The following is a 19,680-nucleotide window of genomic DNA, read 5'->3' as shown; positions in this document are numbered from 1 at the left end:
GGGTATGACCATATTCCTGCTCACTTTGATTGTGTAAGCGTTGGCTGAGCGTAAGTCGAAGCCGCTATGAAGTGTGATTACCCTTCGACTTACGCTCAGGGTACGGTGAGCGCTTGTGGCTGAATATTTAGTCTTAGCTAGAAAATATAAGACTTGATAGCGTTGAACGCTATCAAGCGTAAAGGTTAATGAGAACGTGCCAAATCACTTAAGCTTCTAAAGGCGATATTGACTGATTCAAAGTTTGGCTCGTCTGTACGCATATCTTCAATAAGTCCATTCCAGCGCGCTAAATAACTACTGTTGGTACTCAACCAATACTCGACTTTGTCATTGACGTCATCGATATCTTTGGTGAATTCAATGACACGTCTGACTAAGCGGTATTGCAATTTATCAAGATCATCACGTAAGGCCGATGTTGATAAGGTACCCCAGTATGACTGCTTACCACCTAAGTGATTAATGCAACTTCTAAACCAAGATAACCATAGCTTTTGATTAAGCAGTATAGCAATCTTTTCAAATGACTTACTTTCTTTGGAGACCTCTATACTATGCGCTAAGTCCATCACGGATGTTGCCATCTTAAATGATAACACCTGATCAACAATTGTTTTTGGCACACCGGCATTAATTAAAGCTGTCGCTTTATCTTCAATTTTTTGCTTCTCTGATAGAATTAAAAGTCTTGGAAATACCTTTAATGCACTAGGCGCTGTATGTCGATACTTAGCAATCACCTCAGCAATTGGGAAACCTTTAGGCTCATTACGTAAAATCCAACGACAATTGCGACGCACGAATCTGAATAAGATCTGTAAACATTTCTGAATGCTTTCAGCGCTTATTTGCCCGCTTAATTTCTCAACCTTTTGCCATAGCTTATCCAAAGAGAAAATCTCAACCACAGCAATAAATGCTTTGATAATATCAGCAACTGATGCCCCTGTTTCATCGTATAGACGCTGAATAAAGGTAACGCCCATATGCAACGTAACCGCGTTAGTGATCTGTGTGGCGATAATCTCACGTTTTAACTTATGCCCTTGCATTAAATCCGCGTATTTCTCACGTAGTACTGTTGGAAACTCCCACAATAAGAAAAAGTTAAAGTGAGGATCATCTGGTAAGTCAGATTTCAAAATCTGCTGTTTAATCATCGTCTTGGTATACGCCATAATCACAGAGAATTCTGGTGCTGTTAAGCTTTTGCCCGATAACGCACGTGATTGTAGCATCTTGTCGGTTGGTAAATACTCAACTTCACGATCAAGCTGCATCTTACGCTCAAGCTCACGCATCAAACGTGCATATGATTCGACAAAATAGCGTTCTTGTGACTGCAACTCATTAGCAATCGTGCGGTTTTGACCATAGTTATTTTGTAACACCAAATGCGCGACATCATCCGACATCTCAGCCAACAATTTATTGCGGCTACTTTCGGATAATTCACCGTTTTCAATCGCCATATTTAGTAGAATTTTGATGTTTACCTCATGATCTGAACAGTCAACACCTGCGGCATTATCAATCGCATCAGTGTTGATTGAGCCACCTTTTAAGGCATACTCAATACGCCCTAACTGTGTACAACCTAAATTACCGCCTTCACCAACAACCAAGCAGTTTAAATCACGCCCATTAATACGCACTGGATCATTGGCACGATCACCAACGGCTTCATTACTTTCAGTATGCGCTTTGACATAAGTACCAATACCACCATTCCACAGTAATTCATAATCTGCTTTCAATAATAACTGAATTAATTTGTTTGGTTCCAATTCATTCGCATTAGTCTTCAACAGTGCTTTCATTTCAGGACTTAATTGAATGCTCTTAGAGTGACGGCTAAATATACCACCTCCTTGTGAAATAAGCTTTTGATTGTAATCTTCCCAGCTTGAACGCGGCAAATCAAACATGCGTTTTCTTTCTTTATAGCTTGAAGCGGCATCTGGGTTTGGGTCAATAAAGATATGCATATGGTTAAATGCACCCACTAAGCGAATATGCTTGGATAATAGCATACCATTACCAAATACATCACCAGCCATATCCCCTATACCGACGACCGTAAAGTCTTCAGTTTGGGTATCTTTGCCTCTTTCTCTGAAGTGACGTTTCACTGATTCCCAAGCACCGCGCGCGGTAATACCCATTTTCTTGTGATCATAACCATTAGAGCCACCTGAAGCAAAGGCATCTCCTAACCAAAAATCATACTCCATCGCCACACTATTAGCGATATCAGAGAAGGTGGCCGTACCTTTATCTGCCGCAACCACTAAATATGGATCATCTTCATCATAGCAAACGACACTTTGTGGTTTAATGATTTCATTATTTTTAATGTTATCGGTAATATCTAACAATGAGCCAATAAACATACGATAGCAGCTAATCGCTTCTTCCATCACCGCTTCACGCCCTTCTAGAATGGGCAATCTTTTTGGTAAAAAGCCACCTTTGGCACCCAATGGTACAATAACCGCATTTTTAACTTGCTGTGCTTTAACTAATCCTAATACTTCGGTACGGTAATCTTCTTTCCTGTCTGACCATCTTAGTCCACCACGCGCGACTTTAGCACCACGCAAGTGAACCCCTTCGACACGTGGAGAGTACATGAAGATCTCAAACATTGGTACAGGTTTTGGCATTTCGGAGATTTTCGATGGAATCAACTTAAACGAGATATATTCCTTATGCTGATTATGCGCATCTTTTTGATAAAAGTTCGTTCTTTGTGTTGCTTCAATCGTCTCTTGTAAACGACGTAATAGCTTATCTTGATCAAGGCTTGCAACATTAATGAGTTTTGCAGCCAATATCTCACGAACATCTTTTGCTATAGCCTCACGCTTTTTTTGTTCATAAACAGGGTTAAAGCGTGCATCAAATAACGACACCATCAAGCGAACAATCTCGGCATATTCGATATAAGTATCTTCAATATACTGCTGGCTCAAGCGTACACCAATCTGTGTCATATAACGCGTATAAGCGCGCACAATCGCCACTTCACGCCAATCAAGACCTGCATAAACAATGAGTGAATTAAATCGATCATTCTCAGCGACACCTGCCCACGTAACCGCAAATGCTTCTTTCAACTTATCGGTTACTTCAGCAATTTCAACGGGCTTACTGGTCAATAAGGCAAAATCCGATAACCAAACAAAACCACCAGATTTAGGCTTAATCTTATAAGGACGCTCTTCAGCTACGGATAATCCAAAGTTTTCTAAAATCGGCATCACCTGACTTAATTGTACTGCCTGATCTTTTAAGAATAACTTGAAGTGCAAACGGTCACCAGATTCTTCAAGCACTTGATACAAACTCATCGATAAGCTATTTTTGCGCGCCTGTTCAAAATGCACAATATCAGACACCGCTTTACGTGGAATGTAATCATCTTTATAAGCTGAAGAAAAAGCTTGTGCATATTCTTGGGCATAAGATCGCCCTTTGTTCTCGCCAAACTCTTCAATTAAGTCATCAAATAGATAATCGCTCCATTGACGCTCAACATTCTTGATTTCATCTTCCAGTAATTCTAAATCAACCTGCTCTACTGGATCATTACCGTCAAGATAAACCGTAAAGTCAATTCGGCACAATACACTTTCTAAGAAGTTTGTTTTAAACGTCGTACGTTGACCATTTAATGTTTTTAACAAAATACGCTCAACACGTTCTCTAACTTCTGAGTTATAACGATCTCTTGGCATGTATAACATACAGAAATAATAACGGCTAAACTGATCCTTGCGTACAAACAACTTCATGACTTGACGTTCGCGAATATGATAAATACCAAGAGCCGTGTTAAACAACTCCTCATCTGAGCTCAAAAACAACTCGTCACGCGGGTAGGTATCGATGATATTACTTAATGCCTTATAAGCATGACCAAACTGCCTAAAACCCGATTGCTTTAACACCATTTCTTTACGCAAACGCAAAAAAGGAATATGTTGCGGTGATGAATGATATGCCGTTGATGTATACAAACCAAGTAAGCGTTTATAACCAGTAATTTCACCTTTTTTGTTATAAATTGCCACTGAAATAATATCCATATACGCAGGACGGTGAATCGGAGAAACCTCATCAGATTTAGCAACCGTTAAAATAGCATCAACATTCTTATTGATATTTAGATTCTTCTCATAGATATCATTTAATGCGGTAATATAATCATCATTGACTGAAAACAAACCCAGTGCCGAAGGTTTCTCAGCAACAAATGCCTTTTCACCTTTTACCGTTTTTGCATTAAATGCGCAATAGCCCAAAAAGATAAAATGATCTTTCTTTAAGAACTCTAAAAAATCGATCGCTTCTTCATAATAGTTTTGCGCGACTTTATCTTTAGGTTGATGTACCTCTTTGATCATCGTTTGCAACTCTGCCTTCATTGGCTCGAAATCGCGAACAATTGCTTGAAGTTTTTCATAGTTTTCAGCAATTTTTTGCTCAATCGCCTTAAGTGTAACTTTATCGTCTGTTTGACGATCCACTTCCATGATGACCAAACAGGTTTTATCCTTATTGACCACACTCTTATCATCTGCCACATTATCCGTCAATGCGACCAAATTGCCCTTGGCATCACGCTTTAAGTCAATACCACCAATATTCATCATAAAATGGATACCAAGCCCCATGGATGACATCAACATCATTAACGTATCTACGATAAATGGAGAATCCTGACAACTTAGCTCGATAACCGTATGACGTGACACCCAGCCATTTTGCTCATATACTGGGTTATATGCACGAATCAGTGCTTTTCCTTCGGAATTTTTGTAGATAAATTTCCAAAAAGAAATAATCGAACCATATAAATCTAATAGCTCACGCTGATGAAGCTCATCTTCTGATATCACGCGTATATAAGCTTTTAATAGGGATTCGAGTATTGAGGCATCCTGCGTTGAAAATTTCTCCTTGAACATGCTTGTTAACTTCTGAATAACCGCTTGCGTTCTCTCGTTGTAGTGCATTTTTAACCTACTGTTTTGTTTTGACAAAATACGCATGCATGATAAGCCAGTTTTGCCTGTCCCTCAACAGTAAGTTCTGCCTAAAATAGAGTTTTTTTACCTATCTGTTATATATACCCATCACAAACCATTTTACAGAATTTTTTGCTTTGTATTTTGCGTGCTTTTTGCAAGTTAAGCTTTGATAATAATTCTAGCTATTACCTGCAATTTAACTTGCAAAAAATCTTCACAAACTACGTTACAACCAAACACCGCAAAATGATTTACGATGGGTATATTTTAAATTTACTTGACTGTTAGGGAAAACTCAGGGTAATGACACGCTCAATACAGGTTAACTATAATATTTCTCCAAATCATCGGCACCACCGATATGCTGACCATCAATATAAATTTGCGGTACAGTTTGGCGATTAGTTAACGCCTTGACGGTACGTATTGATGCGCCATGACCCAACACGACTTCTTCATAGCCTTGATTATGATCATTAAGTAGCTTTTTGGCACGTTTACAATGTGGACATCCAGGCTTAGTGAAAATTGTCACCTCTTTCGGCAATTGTGCATTAGGTGCAACAAACTTAAGCATCGTATCCGCATCAGAGACTTCAAACGGGTCACCTGCCTTATTTGGCTCAATAAACATCTTGGCAATCACGCCATCTTTTACAAGCATTGAATAACGCCATGAGCGCTTACCAAAACCTAAAGCTTCTTTATCAACTAAAAGTCCCATTTTTTCGGTAAATTCACCATTGCCATCAGGGATAAACTCGATATTCTCAGCCTTTTGTTCTTTCTTCCATGCATTCATCACAAAAGTATCATTGACTGATATACAAACAATGCGATCAATACCATGCTCTTTAAATACTGGAAATAGCTCATTAAAACGCGGTACATGTGCTGATGAGCACGTTGGCGTGAAAGCACCTGGTAATGAGAACACAATAACATTTTTACCTTTAAAAATATCATCTGTTGTCACATCTTGCCATTGACCATCTTGCATGGTTTTAAACGTAACATTGGGTACTTGTTGATTTTCTAAATTTGGGAACATTTATTGACTCCTGTTTTATTGATTGTTTCGTTATTCGTTAATATTAATTGATGCATTTAGACTATGTATTTGTGTCTTATGCACTTGTTTTGCCATGGTTGATGTTGAATAAAAATCTGTTCCTGCTAAAGCAAGATTACTACCTAACAACATAACACTGATTGCGATGCTTATACTCTTTTTCATGCTCTTTTTCCTTAGTGCTCTTTGTGATGTCAACACTATAACAAACGTTCAAGCATGTGATAAATATATTATATTTTAATTATTGATCAGTTTTATTTATCAACCCACCCTTTACTAACTGAAGTTACTAAAACAACGATCATCAACAATATCAATAAAAATACACAATAAACTATCGACAGCATCAATATACTCATGTATCGTTACAAAAATACAAAGTTAAGACAGTTTAACATTTAAAGGATGACTATGGATACCCAAAACTTTACGAGCAAGCATGGCATTGAAGTACAATATCAAAAAATACCGTGCCAATATACAACCTTGAATCATATTACTGAAGCCTTGCATCAATACAAAGGCATGATGCTTTCTTCAGGGATTGAATATCCAGGGCGTTATAATCGTTGGGAGCTTGGGTTTTATAATCCACCTGTTGAAATTATTGCCTATAGCGATCATGTTGTCTTTAATGCACTTAATCCGCGCGGTGTTATCTTATTACAGCTTTTAAAGCCAATTTTTGCGGGTAACACACATGTCAGCTTAGAAAAGCACAATGAACTCACCTTGACATTATCAATCCATCTATCCAACGAAACATTCAGCGAAGAAAACCGCAGCTTACAACCTTCTGTAGCTTCCGTGTTACGTATTATTAATCAAGAATTTGCACCATTAAAAGATAATATGCTTGGACTTTTTGGCGCATTTGCTTATGACCTTATTTTTGCGTTTGAAGCAATGCCTCTAACGCAAACACGTGCTCAGAACAGTAAGATTTATCACTTATTTTTCGCTGATCACGTTTATGCTATTGATAAACAGAAGGATCAAGCTTTTGAGTTAACCTTAGAGTTTAGTCAGCATCAATTGACCACAAAAAACAGCTCAACTGATGCTTTTAAACTGTTAACTACTGATCAAGCAGACTTCAGCGCACAATCAACAATTGAGACCTCAATCTCTGATGAAGAGTATGCCCAACTTGTTGAAAATGCCAAAGAAGAAATGAAAAAAGGCAATATCTTTGAAGTCGTCTATAGCCGCCTATTTAAAGCGCGTGTGTCAGGCTCGCCTGCGCAATTATATACACGCTTAAAACAAATGAATCCAAGCCCTTATGAGTTTTTCTGTCAATTAGGCGACGAGCAAATTGTCGGCACCTCTCCTGAGATGTTTGTACGCTGTGAAGGCAAAGATGTTGAATCTTGCCCAATTTCTGGTACCATCCGTCGCGGGAATAACGCAATGGAAGATGAGCTTAAAATTCGTGAACTCCTGAATTCCTATAAAGATGAAGTCGAGCTAACGATGTGTACCGATGTTGATCGCAATGACAAGGCGCGTATTTGTGATCCTGATAGTATTGATCTGATATCAAGGCGCACGATTGAACGTTATGTCGGACTTTTCCACACCGTTGATCATGTAAAAGGCGTCTTACGCGATGGTTATAATGGTCTTGATGCTTTCTTAAGTCACATGTGGGCAGTCACCTTGACTGGTGCGCCTAAAAAGCGCGCGGTAAGTCTAATTGAACACAATGAAAAGCAACCGCGCAATTGGTATGGAGGCGCAATTGGCTGTTTGGGGTTTAATGGTGATATTAACTCAACTATCACTATTCGCACCGTACACTTAAAAGATAATATGGCATATTATCAATCAGGCGCTACTTTAGTATGGGATTCAAATCCGCAGGAAGAAGCACAAGAGACAATCACCAAAGCCACGACTTTTTATAAGGCTCTAGGGCAGTTTAATCCCAAAGCAAGTCAAGACACATGGCAAGCGCAACGCTTTGATCACATCAAAGCGATTATGATCGATCATGAGGATTCTTTTGTGCACACATTGGCAAGCTATTTTCGTAAACTGGGTGTTAAGCTTACCACCTATCGCGCGGGTGCCATTACTGCTGATGAGATCATCAAACAAAAACCTGATTTAGTGATTTACTCACCAGGCCCTGGCACACCAGATGATTTTAAGCTGCCGCAAATGATTAGAGCCATCACCAAAGCAGGCATCCCACAATTTGGCGTGTGCCTAGGCTTACAAGGCATGTTTCAAGCCTTTGGCGGCAAACTTAGCTATCTTGATAATCCACATCATGGCAAAACTTGGAAACTCACACATCACAGTGATGTTTTTAAAGGCGTACCACAACATGCTGAGGTCGCTGCTTATCACTCAATCATCGCTGATCCAGCTACCACACCAGATTGCTTGAACGTCATTGCCAGCAATGAGCATCAACATATCATGGCAATACAGCATAAAACCCATCCTGCTATTGCTGTGCAGTTTCATCCTGAATCAATATTGACTTTAAAGGATAATAGCGGAATTAAGATTGTGCAGAATGTGTTGCAGTGTTTAACAAGCACTAATCAACTGCTACTCCCATAAAATATTCTTATAACCAGCTTTTAGTTTATGGTATAGTGAGTTTTATCACTATGACAAACTATCAAATATAAAATGAGTGACTTAGTAATAAAATTTTTTCCTAATCAAGACTATGTTGTTAATTTTTTTGAAAATTATGAAGTAGCCTTTTCCGCTCCTTTTGTTTTCAATGACTGCTTTGAGTCCTACATTCTACCAAGCAAAGAAAATCGAATCATAAGCTCTGACCTGCAAATACTAGCCCAATCCAAAGAGTCTGCTTTATGCTTTTGTTGCTCTAGGCTAAACGATATAAATGAACTTGTAGGTGATCATTTTGAGCTTATGTGGGCACACTACGCATCTAGTCACTGCGGTATTGGTGTTATTTTCAAAGGAGAAAGTGCATTCTCTTACTTAGAAAAAGATGCCGTCAACGCTAGCGAAACAACCAATAACCCAATGCGCTATGCTGCTGCAAAATACTCATATTGTTATAGCGGAATAGAAATCCAATATGTCAATAGCGATCAAATAGATCATAATCCCAGCGACAACTTTAAAGAAAGTAGTCGGTTCACAAATAATGGTAGATTCGGTGAACTCGTTGCTAACCCAGTAGAGTTTAGCATAAATGCTGAAAACACCATTAACAAAAGGCAACCTGTCAATTGGTCAGCTATATTTGCCAAGAATAGCATTTGGTCATATGAGCAAGAAACCAGGTTTATTATTCAGCGAAATCCAAATTTTAAACCAGTTAGTAATACACAAAAGTTTCTGGTAAAACTCAATAAAGACTCCATAAACGGCATTGTTTTTGCCAATAGATTTTATAATGATGAAGATCTATGCTTTGCCTGCCAGATAATTAAAGCAATACTTAAAAATCCCGACACTATTAACTGGGGATTTTATCACTTAAGAAAGTCAATCAAATACAAAAAATTAGAACAAATAGACATAAGTGACTTAATTCATAAAATAGTCCAATATTACCACGCTAATACAAAAGAGCTTGAAGAAATAACTCAAGATTTAATGGCTTTTTTTAAAGAGCAGAACGAGAGTTACTTTGAGTCAACCAGTGATCCACAACATGCTTTTAAGCAAGCAAAGAGAGAGCTAGGTGCTGATGCAGTATTAAATATTTCAAACGCTCGCCAAAATATAGGATGCAGTTTAAATATTGACTCGAGCTTTAACCCAATTCCTGATTCATTACCTGAATCAACAATATCCAAAATTATTTCAGACCCTATCATCGATAAATACCCTTTAGCTTTTTTTAGAATTCTAAAGGAAATTGATCCAACGAATAAATTAACCTATGAAACCAGATCGAAAAATAAACTAGAACTCAAGAATTTTGGTATTGAACTAAGATATGCTAAAGAAGATGCAAAATGGAATACAGTTTTTACAAAAGTGCCAACTTTTCAAAACTAATACCCATTTTGCTGAATGCTTAAATTCTGCCAAACGGATAGTTATGCCCCTTTACAAATCCTCAGTCTTAAACTCGCTATACCCCTCATAATAGTAGCTAATATCGATACCTTTCATAAAGAGCACCCTATCATTTATTTGCGTGGTTAATGCTTGTTTGAGCAAAACTTTGATTTCAATATCCTTAACCACACTGCGTTCCATTGCCGATAGATACTCGTCTTTTTCTACTTGATTCCAATCAATCACATGCTGAATTTCGTTTTTTAGGATCATATCTAGCCAAATGCGTGTTGCACGACCATTGCCCTCTCTAAATGGGTGTGCAATATTCATTTCAACATATTTTTCGATAATCTCATCAAAATTGGTTTGTGGCATGTCATCGATATATTCTAATGATTGCTCAAGATACATCAAAGGTGCAAAACGAAAGTTACCTTTGGCAATATTCACCTCACGAACTTTTCCAGCAAAATCATAGATCTCTGCAAAAAGATAAGCATGGATGTATGATAATCCCGCGAACTTGCCAACTTCAACTTGATCAATATCACCACTGATAAATAACTGTTTGGCCTTCTGCTTACTTATTTTCTCTTCTGCTTTAGCCAATTCTAATTGATTGGTGATATTCAATTTATTTGCCTTATTTGACAAAATCATTTTTGAATTTCTCCAAGTTAATCACCTCAGTCTAAGCATCCTGTTAAACTATTTTCCCTATAAGATAACTTAAATCTTTACCATTAAGAATACTTGCTACAGACAGCATTTTTTTGCCTGGGAATTGTAACGAACCAATATTGACAATACCATCTTGTGCCTGAATTTTAAGTCCCTCTTTATCTACGCCAATAATAGTGCCCACCGCCGAATTTGACATCTGATGCATAATATCAATATCAGCAAACTTGACTGCTTCGTTGTCAATCATCATATAAGCACTTGGCCAAGGACTAAAGGCACGAACTTTGCAATCAATTACGTGACAAGGATTATTAAAGTTAATCAACCCTTCTTCTTTAGTCAGCTTATGAGCATAGGTCGCACCCTCAGGCTGCACTTGTGGGTTTAATGTATGCTCTGCCATTTCTTTAAGCACAGTGCAAACAGCAGGGACTGATAACTCTGCCAAGCGATTATGTAAGCTCAAACTAGTGTCATCAGCCAAAATAGGCGTTTCTAGCACATGTAAGATATCACCAGTATCTAAACCTTCATCCATCTTCATAATGGTAATACCACTCTTCTTGTCCCCTGCTTCAATCGCGCGCTGAATGGGCGCGGCACCTCGCCATTTTGGTAAAAGCGATACATGAATATTAATGCATCCCTGCTTAGGGGTTTCCAGCACCACCTTTGGCAATAATAAGCCATAAGCAATTACCATCATCACATCGGCATTTAAATCCGCTAGTTGCTTAATTGCCTCTGGCTCTTTTTTGAATGACAGCGGTTGAAATACAGGGATTTCATGCGCCAAAGCGCAAGTTTTAACTGGTGAGTATTCCAATTTCTTACCGCGCCCTTTGGCACGATCTGGTTGCGTGAAAACGCCAACAATATTGTAATTTTCTTCAAGTAAGGCACTTAGTACATGTGCGGAGATATCTGGCGTGCCAGCAAAGACGATACGCAACGATTTAGGATTATTTGACATATATTTTGAAAAGGCTCAATAAGATTAATGATAAGCGTAAGCGTAAAGGTTAGCACCATCCAACGGTCCAGTATTACCCGAAGCCACACAATTGCCAATCACTTTGGTCGCACCATACTGCGCTGCTACTTCTTTGGCTTTTTGCACATTTTGCTCACACGCTGCTTGGATTTCTTTTTTGCTGGTATAATGCGTATCAACGCGGATAATACCAATTGGAGATTCATTAAGCCCGTTAACCACAGGTACCGCCTTTCTTAAATTCATATCTTCTGAGGCATAAAACTGCACATTCTGAAGCTTCACCGGCGAGTAGATTTCTTTGGTTTGCGGCAAATACACTGCATGCGCTTCGTATTTTGTTTTAGGGACAATCGCCCAAAAAAAGCCAATCACGGCAATTAAAATCCCTGCATAAATAATATTTTGTTGAAAACGACTCATAGCAATCAATAAATCAATACTCTAGGTTTTAGTTAGCGGGTATCATAGCACAGTCAGCTTATGATAAGCTATACCACTTACTGCGCTATTTGCCTGCCAATGCGCGAATCACTAAAAAGATTAAAAATGGTGCACCAATTAAAGCAGTAATTACACCAACAGGAATAATCATTGGATAAAGCAAAGTTTGTGATAAAAACTGGCTGATTAGCATTAAAATCGCACCACACAAAAAGCTGCTTGTCAGCAAATACTTCATTTTATTCGTGCCAATACACATTCTGGCAATATGGGGTGCAACAAGCCCTAAAAAGGCAATAGGACCGGCAACTGAGACAATGGCAGCAATTAAGAATGCCAATAATACAACCAATTGAATCAGTAATCTTTTGACATCAAGCCCCATCATCATTGCTTCAGATTCACCCAAACTCAATAAATCAAATGCCTGATGTCTATAATAGGCAAAACTGCAAAATACCAAGGTAATAACAGTTAATAATATCACCTGTTGCCACGTTATGTTGACAAAGCCGCCAAACTGCCACAAGGTGATTTGCTGCAAAGTTTGCGCTTGGCTAAAACTCATAATTAATGCCGTTAACGCGCTAAAAATCGCTGAAACACCAACACCAAGCAAAATCACTATGGCGATATTAGCAAGGCGATCTTGGAAGCTAATCACCAACAAAAACACAATAAGCACAATAAATGCACCAAACACACACGCAAGGAAAAAAAGCAAATACGAATAATGTGTCAATGTCACAAAATAAGCAGGCAAGATAAATAACAGCATCAACCCAACAAATTGACTTCCCGAGGAGACGCCTAAAATACTGGCATCAGCTAAGGGATTACGCAATACCAATTGCAAAATAGCGCCACTGACACCCAAGCCACCACCCACAAGCGTTGCTGCAACCCAAATAATTAACTGATATTGCCAAAACAACTGACTCGCCAACGAACTATTTAAACGCACATTATGACGATAAGATAGTGAGCTTACGATAACAAACAGTACGAGCAACAATAAGCCCAACATGATATTAAAGCCAACAACTCTACTTGCCTGTTTCATTTTTTTGTTTTTCTCATTTTATTTATCTGTGTTTGCATCTTTTTCGCCCTTTCATCATAATTTACCACCTAAAGGCATAATTAGCCTTGCCAATTATCATGATATTCGTTATAAAATCGATATATTTTAACGATGCAATAATGCATTTGCGCTACCATTATTGGTAAAGTGCGACAAAATAACAAGGGAAACAAAATGCCGGCAGCTTTTCAAATCAAGGGAAGTCTCTTTACGTTGAGCGTATTACAGATATTGAGCACGGATCTTGAAGATATTGAAAAACAAATCACGACCAAGATAAAGCAAGCGCCGCAATTCTTTAATAACACCCCGATGGTCATTGAGTTAACTGCTTTAACAAGCGGGCTCACAATCGAATTTATCGAAAGCTTAACTGAAATGTTAAGAAAACACACACTACTTACCGTAGGCTTTAGATTACCCGATCAGACGCTAACCGACGCCTTACAAGCGAAAGGGTTTCCAATCTTCAAAGAAGGTAAAAACATTCCCGCGCCGACAGTTTCCTTTAATAAGGTTTCAACGTCACAACACAAAATTATCAGCTCACGCGTGCGCTCAGGTCAGCAAGTGATCTCACAAAATGGTGATTTGATTATTTTATCGTCCGTAAGCTCAGGCGCTGAACTGTTAGCCAGTGGCAATATTCATGTATATGGCACATTACGTGGACGTGCCATTGCTGGATTAGATGGTGATACCAATGCGCGCATTTTTTGTCACAAATTAGAAGCAGATCTTGTATCAATTGCTGGCCAGTATAAAATTTTTGAAGAGCCTGTTGAGCCGCTTGGAAATGACAATAATGGCTATCAAATACAGCTAAAAGACGGTACAATCATGATCAGCCAAATTTAGGCTCCCCCATTTTTTAAGAAAATAACAATTGAATCAAGGATTAAATACTGTGAGCACAGATTCCAAACAAACCAAACAAAATGCCAAGCCGCGCGCCACAACCGTGGTCATCACCTCAGGTAAAGGTGGTGTTGGCAAAACTACAACAAGTGCCGCGATATCATTAGCATTGGCCATGAAGGGCTTTAAAACCGTTGTTATTGATTTTGATGTCGGTCTTAGAAATCTTGATCTTGTCATGGGCTGCGAACGCCGCGTTGTCTATGATCTAATCAGCCTTATCAATAAAGAAGCGAATATCAATCAAACATTGATTAAAGATAAGCGCTCTGAGAACCTTTATATTCTACCTGCGTCACAAACGCGCGATAAAGATGCGTTAACCGAAGCTGGCTTAGAAGGCATTATGCAAGAACTCAAAGAGAGTTTTGACTATATCATTTGTGACTCTCCTGCAGGTATTGAAAAAGGCGCATTAATGGCAATGCTTCATGCTGATAAAGCGATTGTTGTTACCAATCCAGAGGTTTCCTCTGTTCGCGACTCAGACCGCATTATTGGTGTGCTATCCAGTAAAACACGTAAAGCCAAAGAAAATGGTCAAGCCGTTGATACTAAGCTTTTGATCACACGCTATGACCCAACACGTGTTTTACAAGGTGAAATGTTGTCTCTTGATGATGTCAAAGATGTATTATCTATCCCATTATTAGGTGTTATTCCAGAATCCAAAATGGTATTACAAGCATCAAACTCAGGCGTGCCCGTAACCGCTTATCAAGACAGTGAAGCCGGTCAAGCTTATATTGATGCTGTTGAGCGCTTTTTAGGTCATGATAAACCTCTACGCTTTATCACCGCAGAAAAACCTAGTCTTTTAAAGCGACTATTTGGAGGAAAGTAACATGGGATTGTTTAATTTTTTTAAAAAGCCTGTCGCGAAAAATAGCGCGCACATTGCTAAAGAACGCCTACAGATCATCGTATCACATCAGAGAAATGAAGCTCACTCTGGCATTAAAAAACCAGACTTTATCAATAAGTTGCAAGATGACATTCTTGAAGTTGTCAAAAAATACGTCCACATTGGGCATAATGACATTAAAATTGACATCGATAGCCAAGGTGACAGATCCGTTCTTGAGCTTAATGTCACCATTCCTGAAGAGTCAAACCAAGCCAAGAAAGCATTAAACGCCTAATGTCTCACGATCACCTTGCTGTAAGTTTTGATAAAGTCGCCTTTTTCCGCGGTGAAAAGTGCATTTATAAAAACCTAACATGCAGCATCCCCAAGGGAAAAATCACCGCAATATTAGGTCCATCAGGCACTGGCAAAACCACCCTTTTGCACCTAATTGGTAGACTAATAAAAGCTAAAAGCGGTGATATTCGTGTACTTGATCACAAGCTTAATTCATTAGATAAGAAAGCATTACTCGATTTACGTAAGAAAATGGGGGCTTTATTCCAATCAGGCGCCCTTTTCACACAATTATCAGTATTTGATAACGTTGCCTTCCCTTTGCGTCAAAACAGTAACCTAAGTGAACGCCTCATTCATAACTTAGTATTAATGAAGCTGCAATCTGTTGGCCTGCGCGGCACAGCCGACATGTTGCCTAGTGAGCTATCAGGCGGCATGGCTCGACGCGTAGCCCTTGCCCGCGCCATTGCATTAGACCCTGATCTTATGCTTTATGATGAACCATTTACCGGTCAAGATCCTATTTCTTTAAAGGTAATTTTAACCTTAATCAAAGCACTTAATGACGCACTACATATGACATCCGTAATTGTCTCTCACGATATCGATGAGGTAATGAGCATTGCAGATCATGTCATTATCATTGCCAATCAACAAGTGATGCTTGAAGGATCACCTGAATTTATTAAAAACAGTAAAGATCCATTTGTTTCACAGTTTCTATCCGGTAGCGCAGACGGTCCTGTAGCATTTGATTATCCTGCGCCTAACTTCTTAAGCACATTGCAATAAATGAGGAAGTGATTCATGCTAAAAATAATCCAAGTGCTTGGTCGCAACACCTTAAATACAATAACTAATCTCGGTGAGTCTATATTACTGGCATTTGAGATGACGTTTGGTCGCTGCAATCCACGTAGCATTATTACGCAAACCTATCACGTTGGCATCAACTCGGTTTTGATCATTCTGGTTTCAGGTTTATTCATTGGTTTTGTCTTAGCACTACAAGGCTTTTATACACTTGCTAAATTTAGTGCTGAATCAGCATTAGGCCCAATGGTTGCCTTAAGTATTATTCGTGAGCTTGGACCTGTCGTTACTGCTTTATTATTTGCTGGACGCGCAGGCAGCGCACTAACCTCTGAAGTGGGATTAATGAAAGCCACTGAACAACTTGCCAGCCTTAATATGATGGGCGTTGACCCCGTGCGTTTTATCTTAGCACCCAGATTCTGGGCATGTGTTTTAAGTGTGCCTATTTTAAATTTGTTTTTCTCAACCATATCCATTTGGGGTGGATATCTTATTGGTGTCAAACTATTGGGTCTTTTTAGTGGTACATTCTGGGGAAACATGCAAGCTTCAGTATTATTTTATGATGATGTGATGAATGGTATTTTAAAAAGCTTGGTATTTGGTATTGCCGTGGCGATTGTCTCGCTTTATCAAGGCTATAATTGTCGCGCCAATTCGGCAGGTATTGCCCAAGCAACAACAAAGACCGTTGTCTATTCCTCTTTAGCAATTTTAGGTCTAGACTTTCTAATGACCGCCTTAATGTTCAAAGGAGTTTAAAATGTATAAGAAATCTTACGAGCTATTAGTAGGTGTTTTTGTCCTTCTTGGCATTGCTGCACTTATTTTTATGGCGTTAAAAGTCAGTGGACTATCACTTTCTGGCTTTGATAATAGCTCTTATCAAGTCAAAGCGCAGTTTCAAAACATTGGCAGCTTACGCCCAGGTGCTGCAGTACGCATTGCTGGTGTTGAAATCGGCAAAGTAAACAGTATCACGTTAACACCAAATTATAATGGTTTTATTGCTGATGTGACTTTAAACATCAATAAACGCTATAACAATATACCAAGCAGCTATGGTGCAGCTATTGATACAAGCGGCATTTTAGGTGATAGTTTTATTGCCTTGCACCCATCCAATATGGACATACCTGGGTTATATAACAGTAAATACTTAGCAAATGGTAGCACGATAGAGTTGTCAAACACCTCTTCAGCCATTAACCTAAACTCACTTATCAATACCTTTGTATCAGGTTCTGGAGACAAAAAATGATCCACAAAACCAAGAAAATAATAACCTTTGCAAGCGCCACTTTAATGCTTGGCAGCATGCCACTAAACTTTGCAACTGCAAGCACAAAACCGGCAGCCAAGATTAGCAATGCTTCAACAAAAACTGATCCGGTCACATTGTTGCAACAATCCATTGTTGAAACACAAAAAACGCTAATTAAATCAAAAAATGAGTTAAGTAAAAACCCCAAAGAACTTATCCAATTAATTGACACGCATGTGATGCCACTTTTAGCGACAAATATTATCGCTCAACTATTGGTTGGTAAGGAGCGTTGGCAAACTGCTGATAAAAAAGAACACCGACAATTTATCGCTGAAATTACACAAATGTTAGCTTACTCATATGCTGAGAATATTGCTCAAGCGGGTAATTATGATATTCAAATATTTCCTTTGAGTAATAACTCATGGCAAGGGCAACGTCTTATTGTAGTAACTGGCAAAATCATTAATTTGCAAAACCAATCCTCTTCTGACTTGAGTATTAAAATGTTAAATGAAGCAGGAAAAGATGCTGTAGCTAAGTGGAAAATCTGTGATCTAGCGGTTGCTGGGGTCAGCATATTAGACAACTTCAGAGCACAGTTTAAAAACTATAAAACCCTTAAAGATATTAACCTTGCCATTGAGAAAAAAAACAATGAGCTTATCAATAAAAAATCCAAATAGTTTTGCCCTACAAGGTAACCTTAATTTTAGCAATGCTTCAAGCATTGAGAAAGAGCTAGGTCATGCGCTTGAATCCGTAACATCAACACTAGAAATTGATCTTAATGATACTCAAGAGATTGACAGCGCTGGCATCTCCCTTCTTATGCATATCATCCATCACTGTCAAAATAATAACATTGATCTGCGACTTATGGGTCTCGTTTCAGAAAATGCTAAATCATTGATTAACATCCACGGTTTGGATAACCTATTTTCACCTTTTATTAAACAGTAACAAATAAGAGATTATAAATCATGAATACAATCGAATTAAAAACCTTAATCGAAACCAAACTAGGAGCTAACACCACCGCATTAATCAAAAGCGATGATAATGTACACTTTAATGCAACGATTATCAGTGATGTTTTTAATGGGGTTTTAAGTAAAGTCAAACAACAACAGATGGTTTATGCCGCAATCAATGAGCACATTGCTTCAGGTGAGCTACATGCTATCGCTATGAAAACATATACACCTGAAAAATGGCAAGCATTAGCTAAGTAAACTTAATAATTGGAGTATCACAATGTCAACAACCGCTTGGTCAATACCGATTATTGTGATGATGATTCTTACCATCATCAGTGTTTTTATTACCCTATTTAGTCGCATTCAAGCCATTCGTAAAAGCAAGATTACATTAAATGACTTACGGACAATGGATTTCTGTAAAAAAGAACATCCTTGGCTTGAAATCACATCAAGGCACCTTGATAATTTATTTCAAATGCCGGTACTTTTTTATATCTGCTTTATCATTATCTTGCTTAATCCAGAGCTCATGCACATCAATTACTTTCTCATCCTTGGTTGGCTATTTGTCAGCTTTAGAATCATCAACTCAATTATTCATCTAACAACGAATAATTTAAGTTTAAGGCTTTGCGCGTTTCTATTATCAACGGCTTTCTTATTTACAATAATTCTAATGCTACTGATCGAGTTGATTAAGCTGCATTAATCATCGAGCTTAATTTTTTCTATCAACCGCAAAGTATTGGTGATCAATTGACCAAGAGCGATACAGAACGTTATAAGTATTGACAGAAACAGCATTAAGACTGGATTGATAAAGCGTTTCATAAGCCTTTGCAGCATTACCATCTGTAGGACCCAAGAGCTCAATGTTGTATTTGCGACACCATTTACGCACAGTAGTGGTTTTAAACCCAAATTTACCTGCAACGTCCTCATAACTTAAGCCTTCGCTTGAGTAACCCTTTAGCACTTCCTCTGCCGGTCGCCCATACTTCTTTGATAGAATGATTTCAAAGCTCTGAGAATATTGATTTGCCATTATTTTACTACTCCTTCCTCCATCTAAACATCGTGTTCATTTTTAGCTTCATGCTGATAGTCACCTTAAGACGTTTAAATTTCTGTTTACTCTGGTTACTTCTGTTTGTTTTCGTTTTTAATTACTTTATGTAATTTAACTTCGGCTATCATTGATAACCAAAGTTACGGCAT

The 19,680-nt window shown here is 38.4% G+C and carries 20 protein-coding genes; 12 read left to right on the top strand and 8 right to left on the bottom strand.

The features are described 5' to 3' along the window. Positions 1 to 185 precede the first annotated feature (185 nt). The 3 genes from ACY10D_RS06160 to ACY10D_RS06150 form a co-directional block, all read right to left on the bottom strand. The gene (locus tag ACY10D_RS06160; RefSeq protein WP_486999889.1) at positions 186 to 5,024 is read right to left on the bottom strand and encodes an NAD-glutamate dehydrogenase; all 4,839 of its coding nucleotides are present in this window, start codon (positions 5,022 to 5,024) and stop codon (positions 186 to 188) included. Between the two features lie 337 nt (positions 5,025 to 5,361). After that, complete coding sequence (locus tag ACY10D_RS06155) at positions 5,362 to 6,090, bottom strand: glutathione peroxidase (RefSeq protein WP_486999888.1); 729 nt, start codon at positions 6,088 to 6,090, stop codon at positions 5,362 to 5,364. Positions 6,091 to 6,120: 30 nt separating this feature from the next. Next, positions 6,121 to 6,276, bottom strand: coding sequence for a hypothetical protein (locus ACY10D_RS06150; RefSeq protein WP_486999887.1), 156 nt, complete (start codon positions 6,274 to 6,276; stop codon positions 6,121 to 6,123). 249 nt (positions 6,277 to 6,525) lie between these two features. Between ACY10D_RS06150 and ACY10D_RS06145 the strand changes: the two genes are divergently transcribed. After that, the gene (locus ACY10D_RS06145) at positions 6,526 to 8,691 is read left to right on the top strand and encodes an anthranilate synthase component I (protein WP_486999886.1); all 2,166 of its coding nucleotides are present in this window, start codon (positions 6,526 to 6,528) and stop codon (positions 8,689 to 8,691) included. Between the two features lie 72 nt (positions 8,692 to 8,763). Next, the gene (locus ACY10D_RS06140; protein WP_486999885.1) at positions 8,764 to 10,119 is read left to right on the top strand and encodes a DUF2971 domain-containing protein; all 1,356 of its coding nucleotides are present in this window, start codon (positions 8,764 to 8,766) and stop codon (positions 10,117 to 10,119) included. A gap of 51 nt (positions 10,120 to 10,170) precedes the next feature. On the opposite strand, the gene fic is transcribed toward ACY10D_RS06140, so the two are convergent. The 4 genes from fic to ACY10D_RS06120 form a co-directional block, all read right to left on the bottom strand. Beyond that, on the bottom strand, positions 10,171 to 10,785 hold the full coding sequence (gene fic, locus ACY10D_RS06135; RefSeq protein ID WP_486999884.1) for a protein adenylyltransferase Fic: 615 nt from the start codon (positions 10,783 to 10,785) through the stop codon (positions 10,171 to 10,173). A 43-nt stretch (positions 10,786 to 10,828) separates the two neighbouring features. Beyond that, positions 10,829 to 11,782 carry a methionyl-tRNA formyltransferase gene (gene fmt / locus ACY10D_RS06130; RefSeq protein WP_486999883.1) on the bottom strand — a complete coding sequence of 318 codons (954 nt, stop codon included), beginning with the start codon at positions 11,780 to 11,782 and terminating at the stop codon, positions 10,829 to 10,831. A gap of 24 nt (positions 11,783 to 11,806) precedes the next feature. Then, the gene (fvfA, locus tag ACY10D_RS06125) at positions 11,807 to 12,226 is read right to left on the bottom strand and encodes a Francisella virulence factor A (protein WP_486999882.1); all 420 of its coding nucleotides are present in this window, start codon (positions 12,224 to 12,226) and stop codon (positions 11,807 to 11,809) included. Positions 12,227 to 12,311: 85 nt separating this feature from the next. Then, a complete protein-coding gene (locus ACY10D_RS06120) occupies positions 12,312 to 13,310 on the bottom strand; it encodes a FecCD family ABC transporter permease (RefSeq protein WP_486999881.1) in 999 nt (332 codons plus the stop codon). A gap of 195 nt (positions 13,311 to 13,505) precedes the next feature. Here ACY10D_RS06120 and minC point away from each other — a divergent pair, with 195 nt between their 5' ends. Genes minC through ACY10D_RS06070 form a run of 10 tightly spaced genes read left to right on the top strand, consistent with a single transcriptional unit; the run spans position 13,506 to position 19,171 of the window. Beyond that, positions 13,506 to 14,189 (top strand): septum site-determining protein MinC, encoded by a 684-nt coding sequence (gene minC, locus ACY10D_RS06115; RefSeq protein ID WP_486999880.1) that lies wholly within the window; start codon positions 13,506 to 13,508, stop codon positions 14,187 to 14,189. Between the two features lie 49 nt (positions 14,190 to 14,238). Next, positions 14,239 to 15,093: a septum site-determining protein MinD gene (minD, locus tag ACY10D_RS06110; protein ID WP_486999879.1), complete on the top strand. Its 855-nt coding sequence runs from the start codon at positions 14,239 to 14,241 to the stop codon at positions 15,091 to 15,093. Position 15,094: 1 nt separating this feature from the next. Further along, positions 15,095 to 15,391, top strand: a complete 297-nt coding sequence (gene minE, locus ACY10D_RS06105; protein WP_486999878.1) for a cell division topological specificity factor MinE — start codon at positions 15,095 to 15,097, stop codon at positions 15,389 to 15,391. Next, entirely contained in the window at positions 15,391 to 16,188 is a 798-nt protein-coding gene (locus tag ACY10D_RS06100; RefSeq protein ID WP_486999877.1) for an ABC transporter ATP-binding protein, read from the top strand. The genes minE and ACY10D_RS06100 overlap by 1 nt, the downstream gene beginning before the upstream one ends. A 15-nt stretch (positions 16,189 to 16,203) precedes the next feature. Beyond that, positions 16,204 to 16,974 carry a lipid asymmetry maintenance ABC transporter permease subunit MlaE gene (gene mlaE / locus ACY10D_RS06095; RefSeq protein ID WP_486999876.1) on the top strand — a complete coding sequence of 257 codons (771 nt, stop codon included), beginning with the start codon at positions 16,204 to 16,206 and terminating at the stop codon, positions 16,972 to 16,974. Between the two features lies 1 nt (position 16,975). After that, positions 16,976 to 17,473 carry an outer membrane lipid asymmetry maintenance protein MlaD gene (mlaD, locus tag ACY10D_RS06090; protein ID WP_486999875.1) on the top strand — a complete coding sequence of 166 codons (498 nt, stop codon included), beginning with the start codon at positions 16,976 to 16,978 and terminating at the stop codon, positions 17,471 to 17,473. Continuing rightward, the gene (locus ACY10D_RS06085) at positions 17,470 to 18,165 is read left to right on the top strand and encodes an MlaC/ttg2D family ABC transporter substrate-binding protein (RefSeq protein ID WP_486999874.1); all 696 of its coding nucleotides are present in this window, start codon (positions 17,470 to 17,472) and stop codon (positions 18,163 to 18,165) included. The genes mlaD and ACY10D_RS06085 overlap by 4 nt, the downstream gene beginning before the upstream one ends. Next, entirely contained in the window at positions 18,137 to 18,442 is a 306-nt protein-coding gene (locus ACY10D_RS06080) for an STAS domain-containing protein (RefSeq protein ID WP_486999873.1), read from the top strand. Before ACY10D_RS06085 ends, ACY10D_RS06080 begins: the two co-directional genes overlap by 29 nt. 20 nt (positions 18,443 to 18,462) lie before the next feature. Next, on the top strand, positions 18,463 to 18,714 hold the full coding sequence (locus ACY10D_RS06075; RefSeq protein WP_486999872.1) for a BolA family protein: 252 nt from the start codon (positions 18,463 to 18,465) through the stop codon (positions 18,712 to 18,714). A 22-nt stretch (positions 18,715 to 18,736) separates the two neighbouring features. Beyond that, entirely contained in the window at positions 18,737 to 19,171 is a 435-nt protein-coding gene (locus ACY10D_RS06070; protein WP_486999871.1) for an MAPEG family protein, read from the top strand. A gap of 9 nt (positions 19,172 to 19,180) precedes the next feature. Here the strand turns inward: ACY10D_RS06070 and ACY10D_RS06065 are convergent, their stop codons facing one another. Beyond that, on the bottom strand, positions 19,181 to 19,507 hold the full coding sequence (locus ACY10D_RS06065) for a helix-turn-helix domain-containing protein (protein ID WP_486999870.1): 327 nt from the start codon (positions 19,505 to 19,507) through the stop codon (positions 19,181 to 19,183). Positions 19,508 to 19,680 lie beyond the last annotated feature (173 nt).

Source organism: Cysteiniphilum sp. (assembly GCF_057495195.1).
The sequence above is the reverse complement of the archived record's forward strand: the minus strand, read 5'-3'. Positions and strand labels throughout refer to the sequence as shown.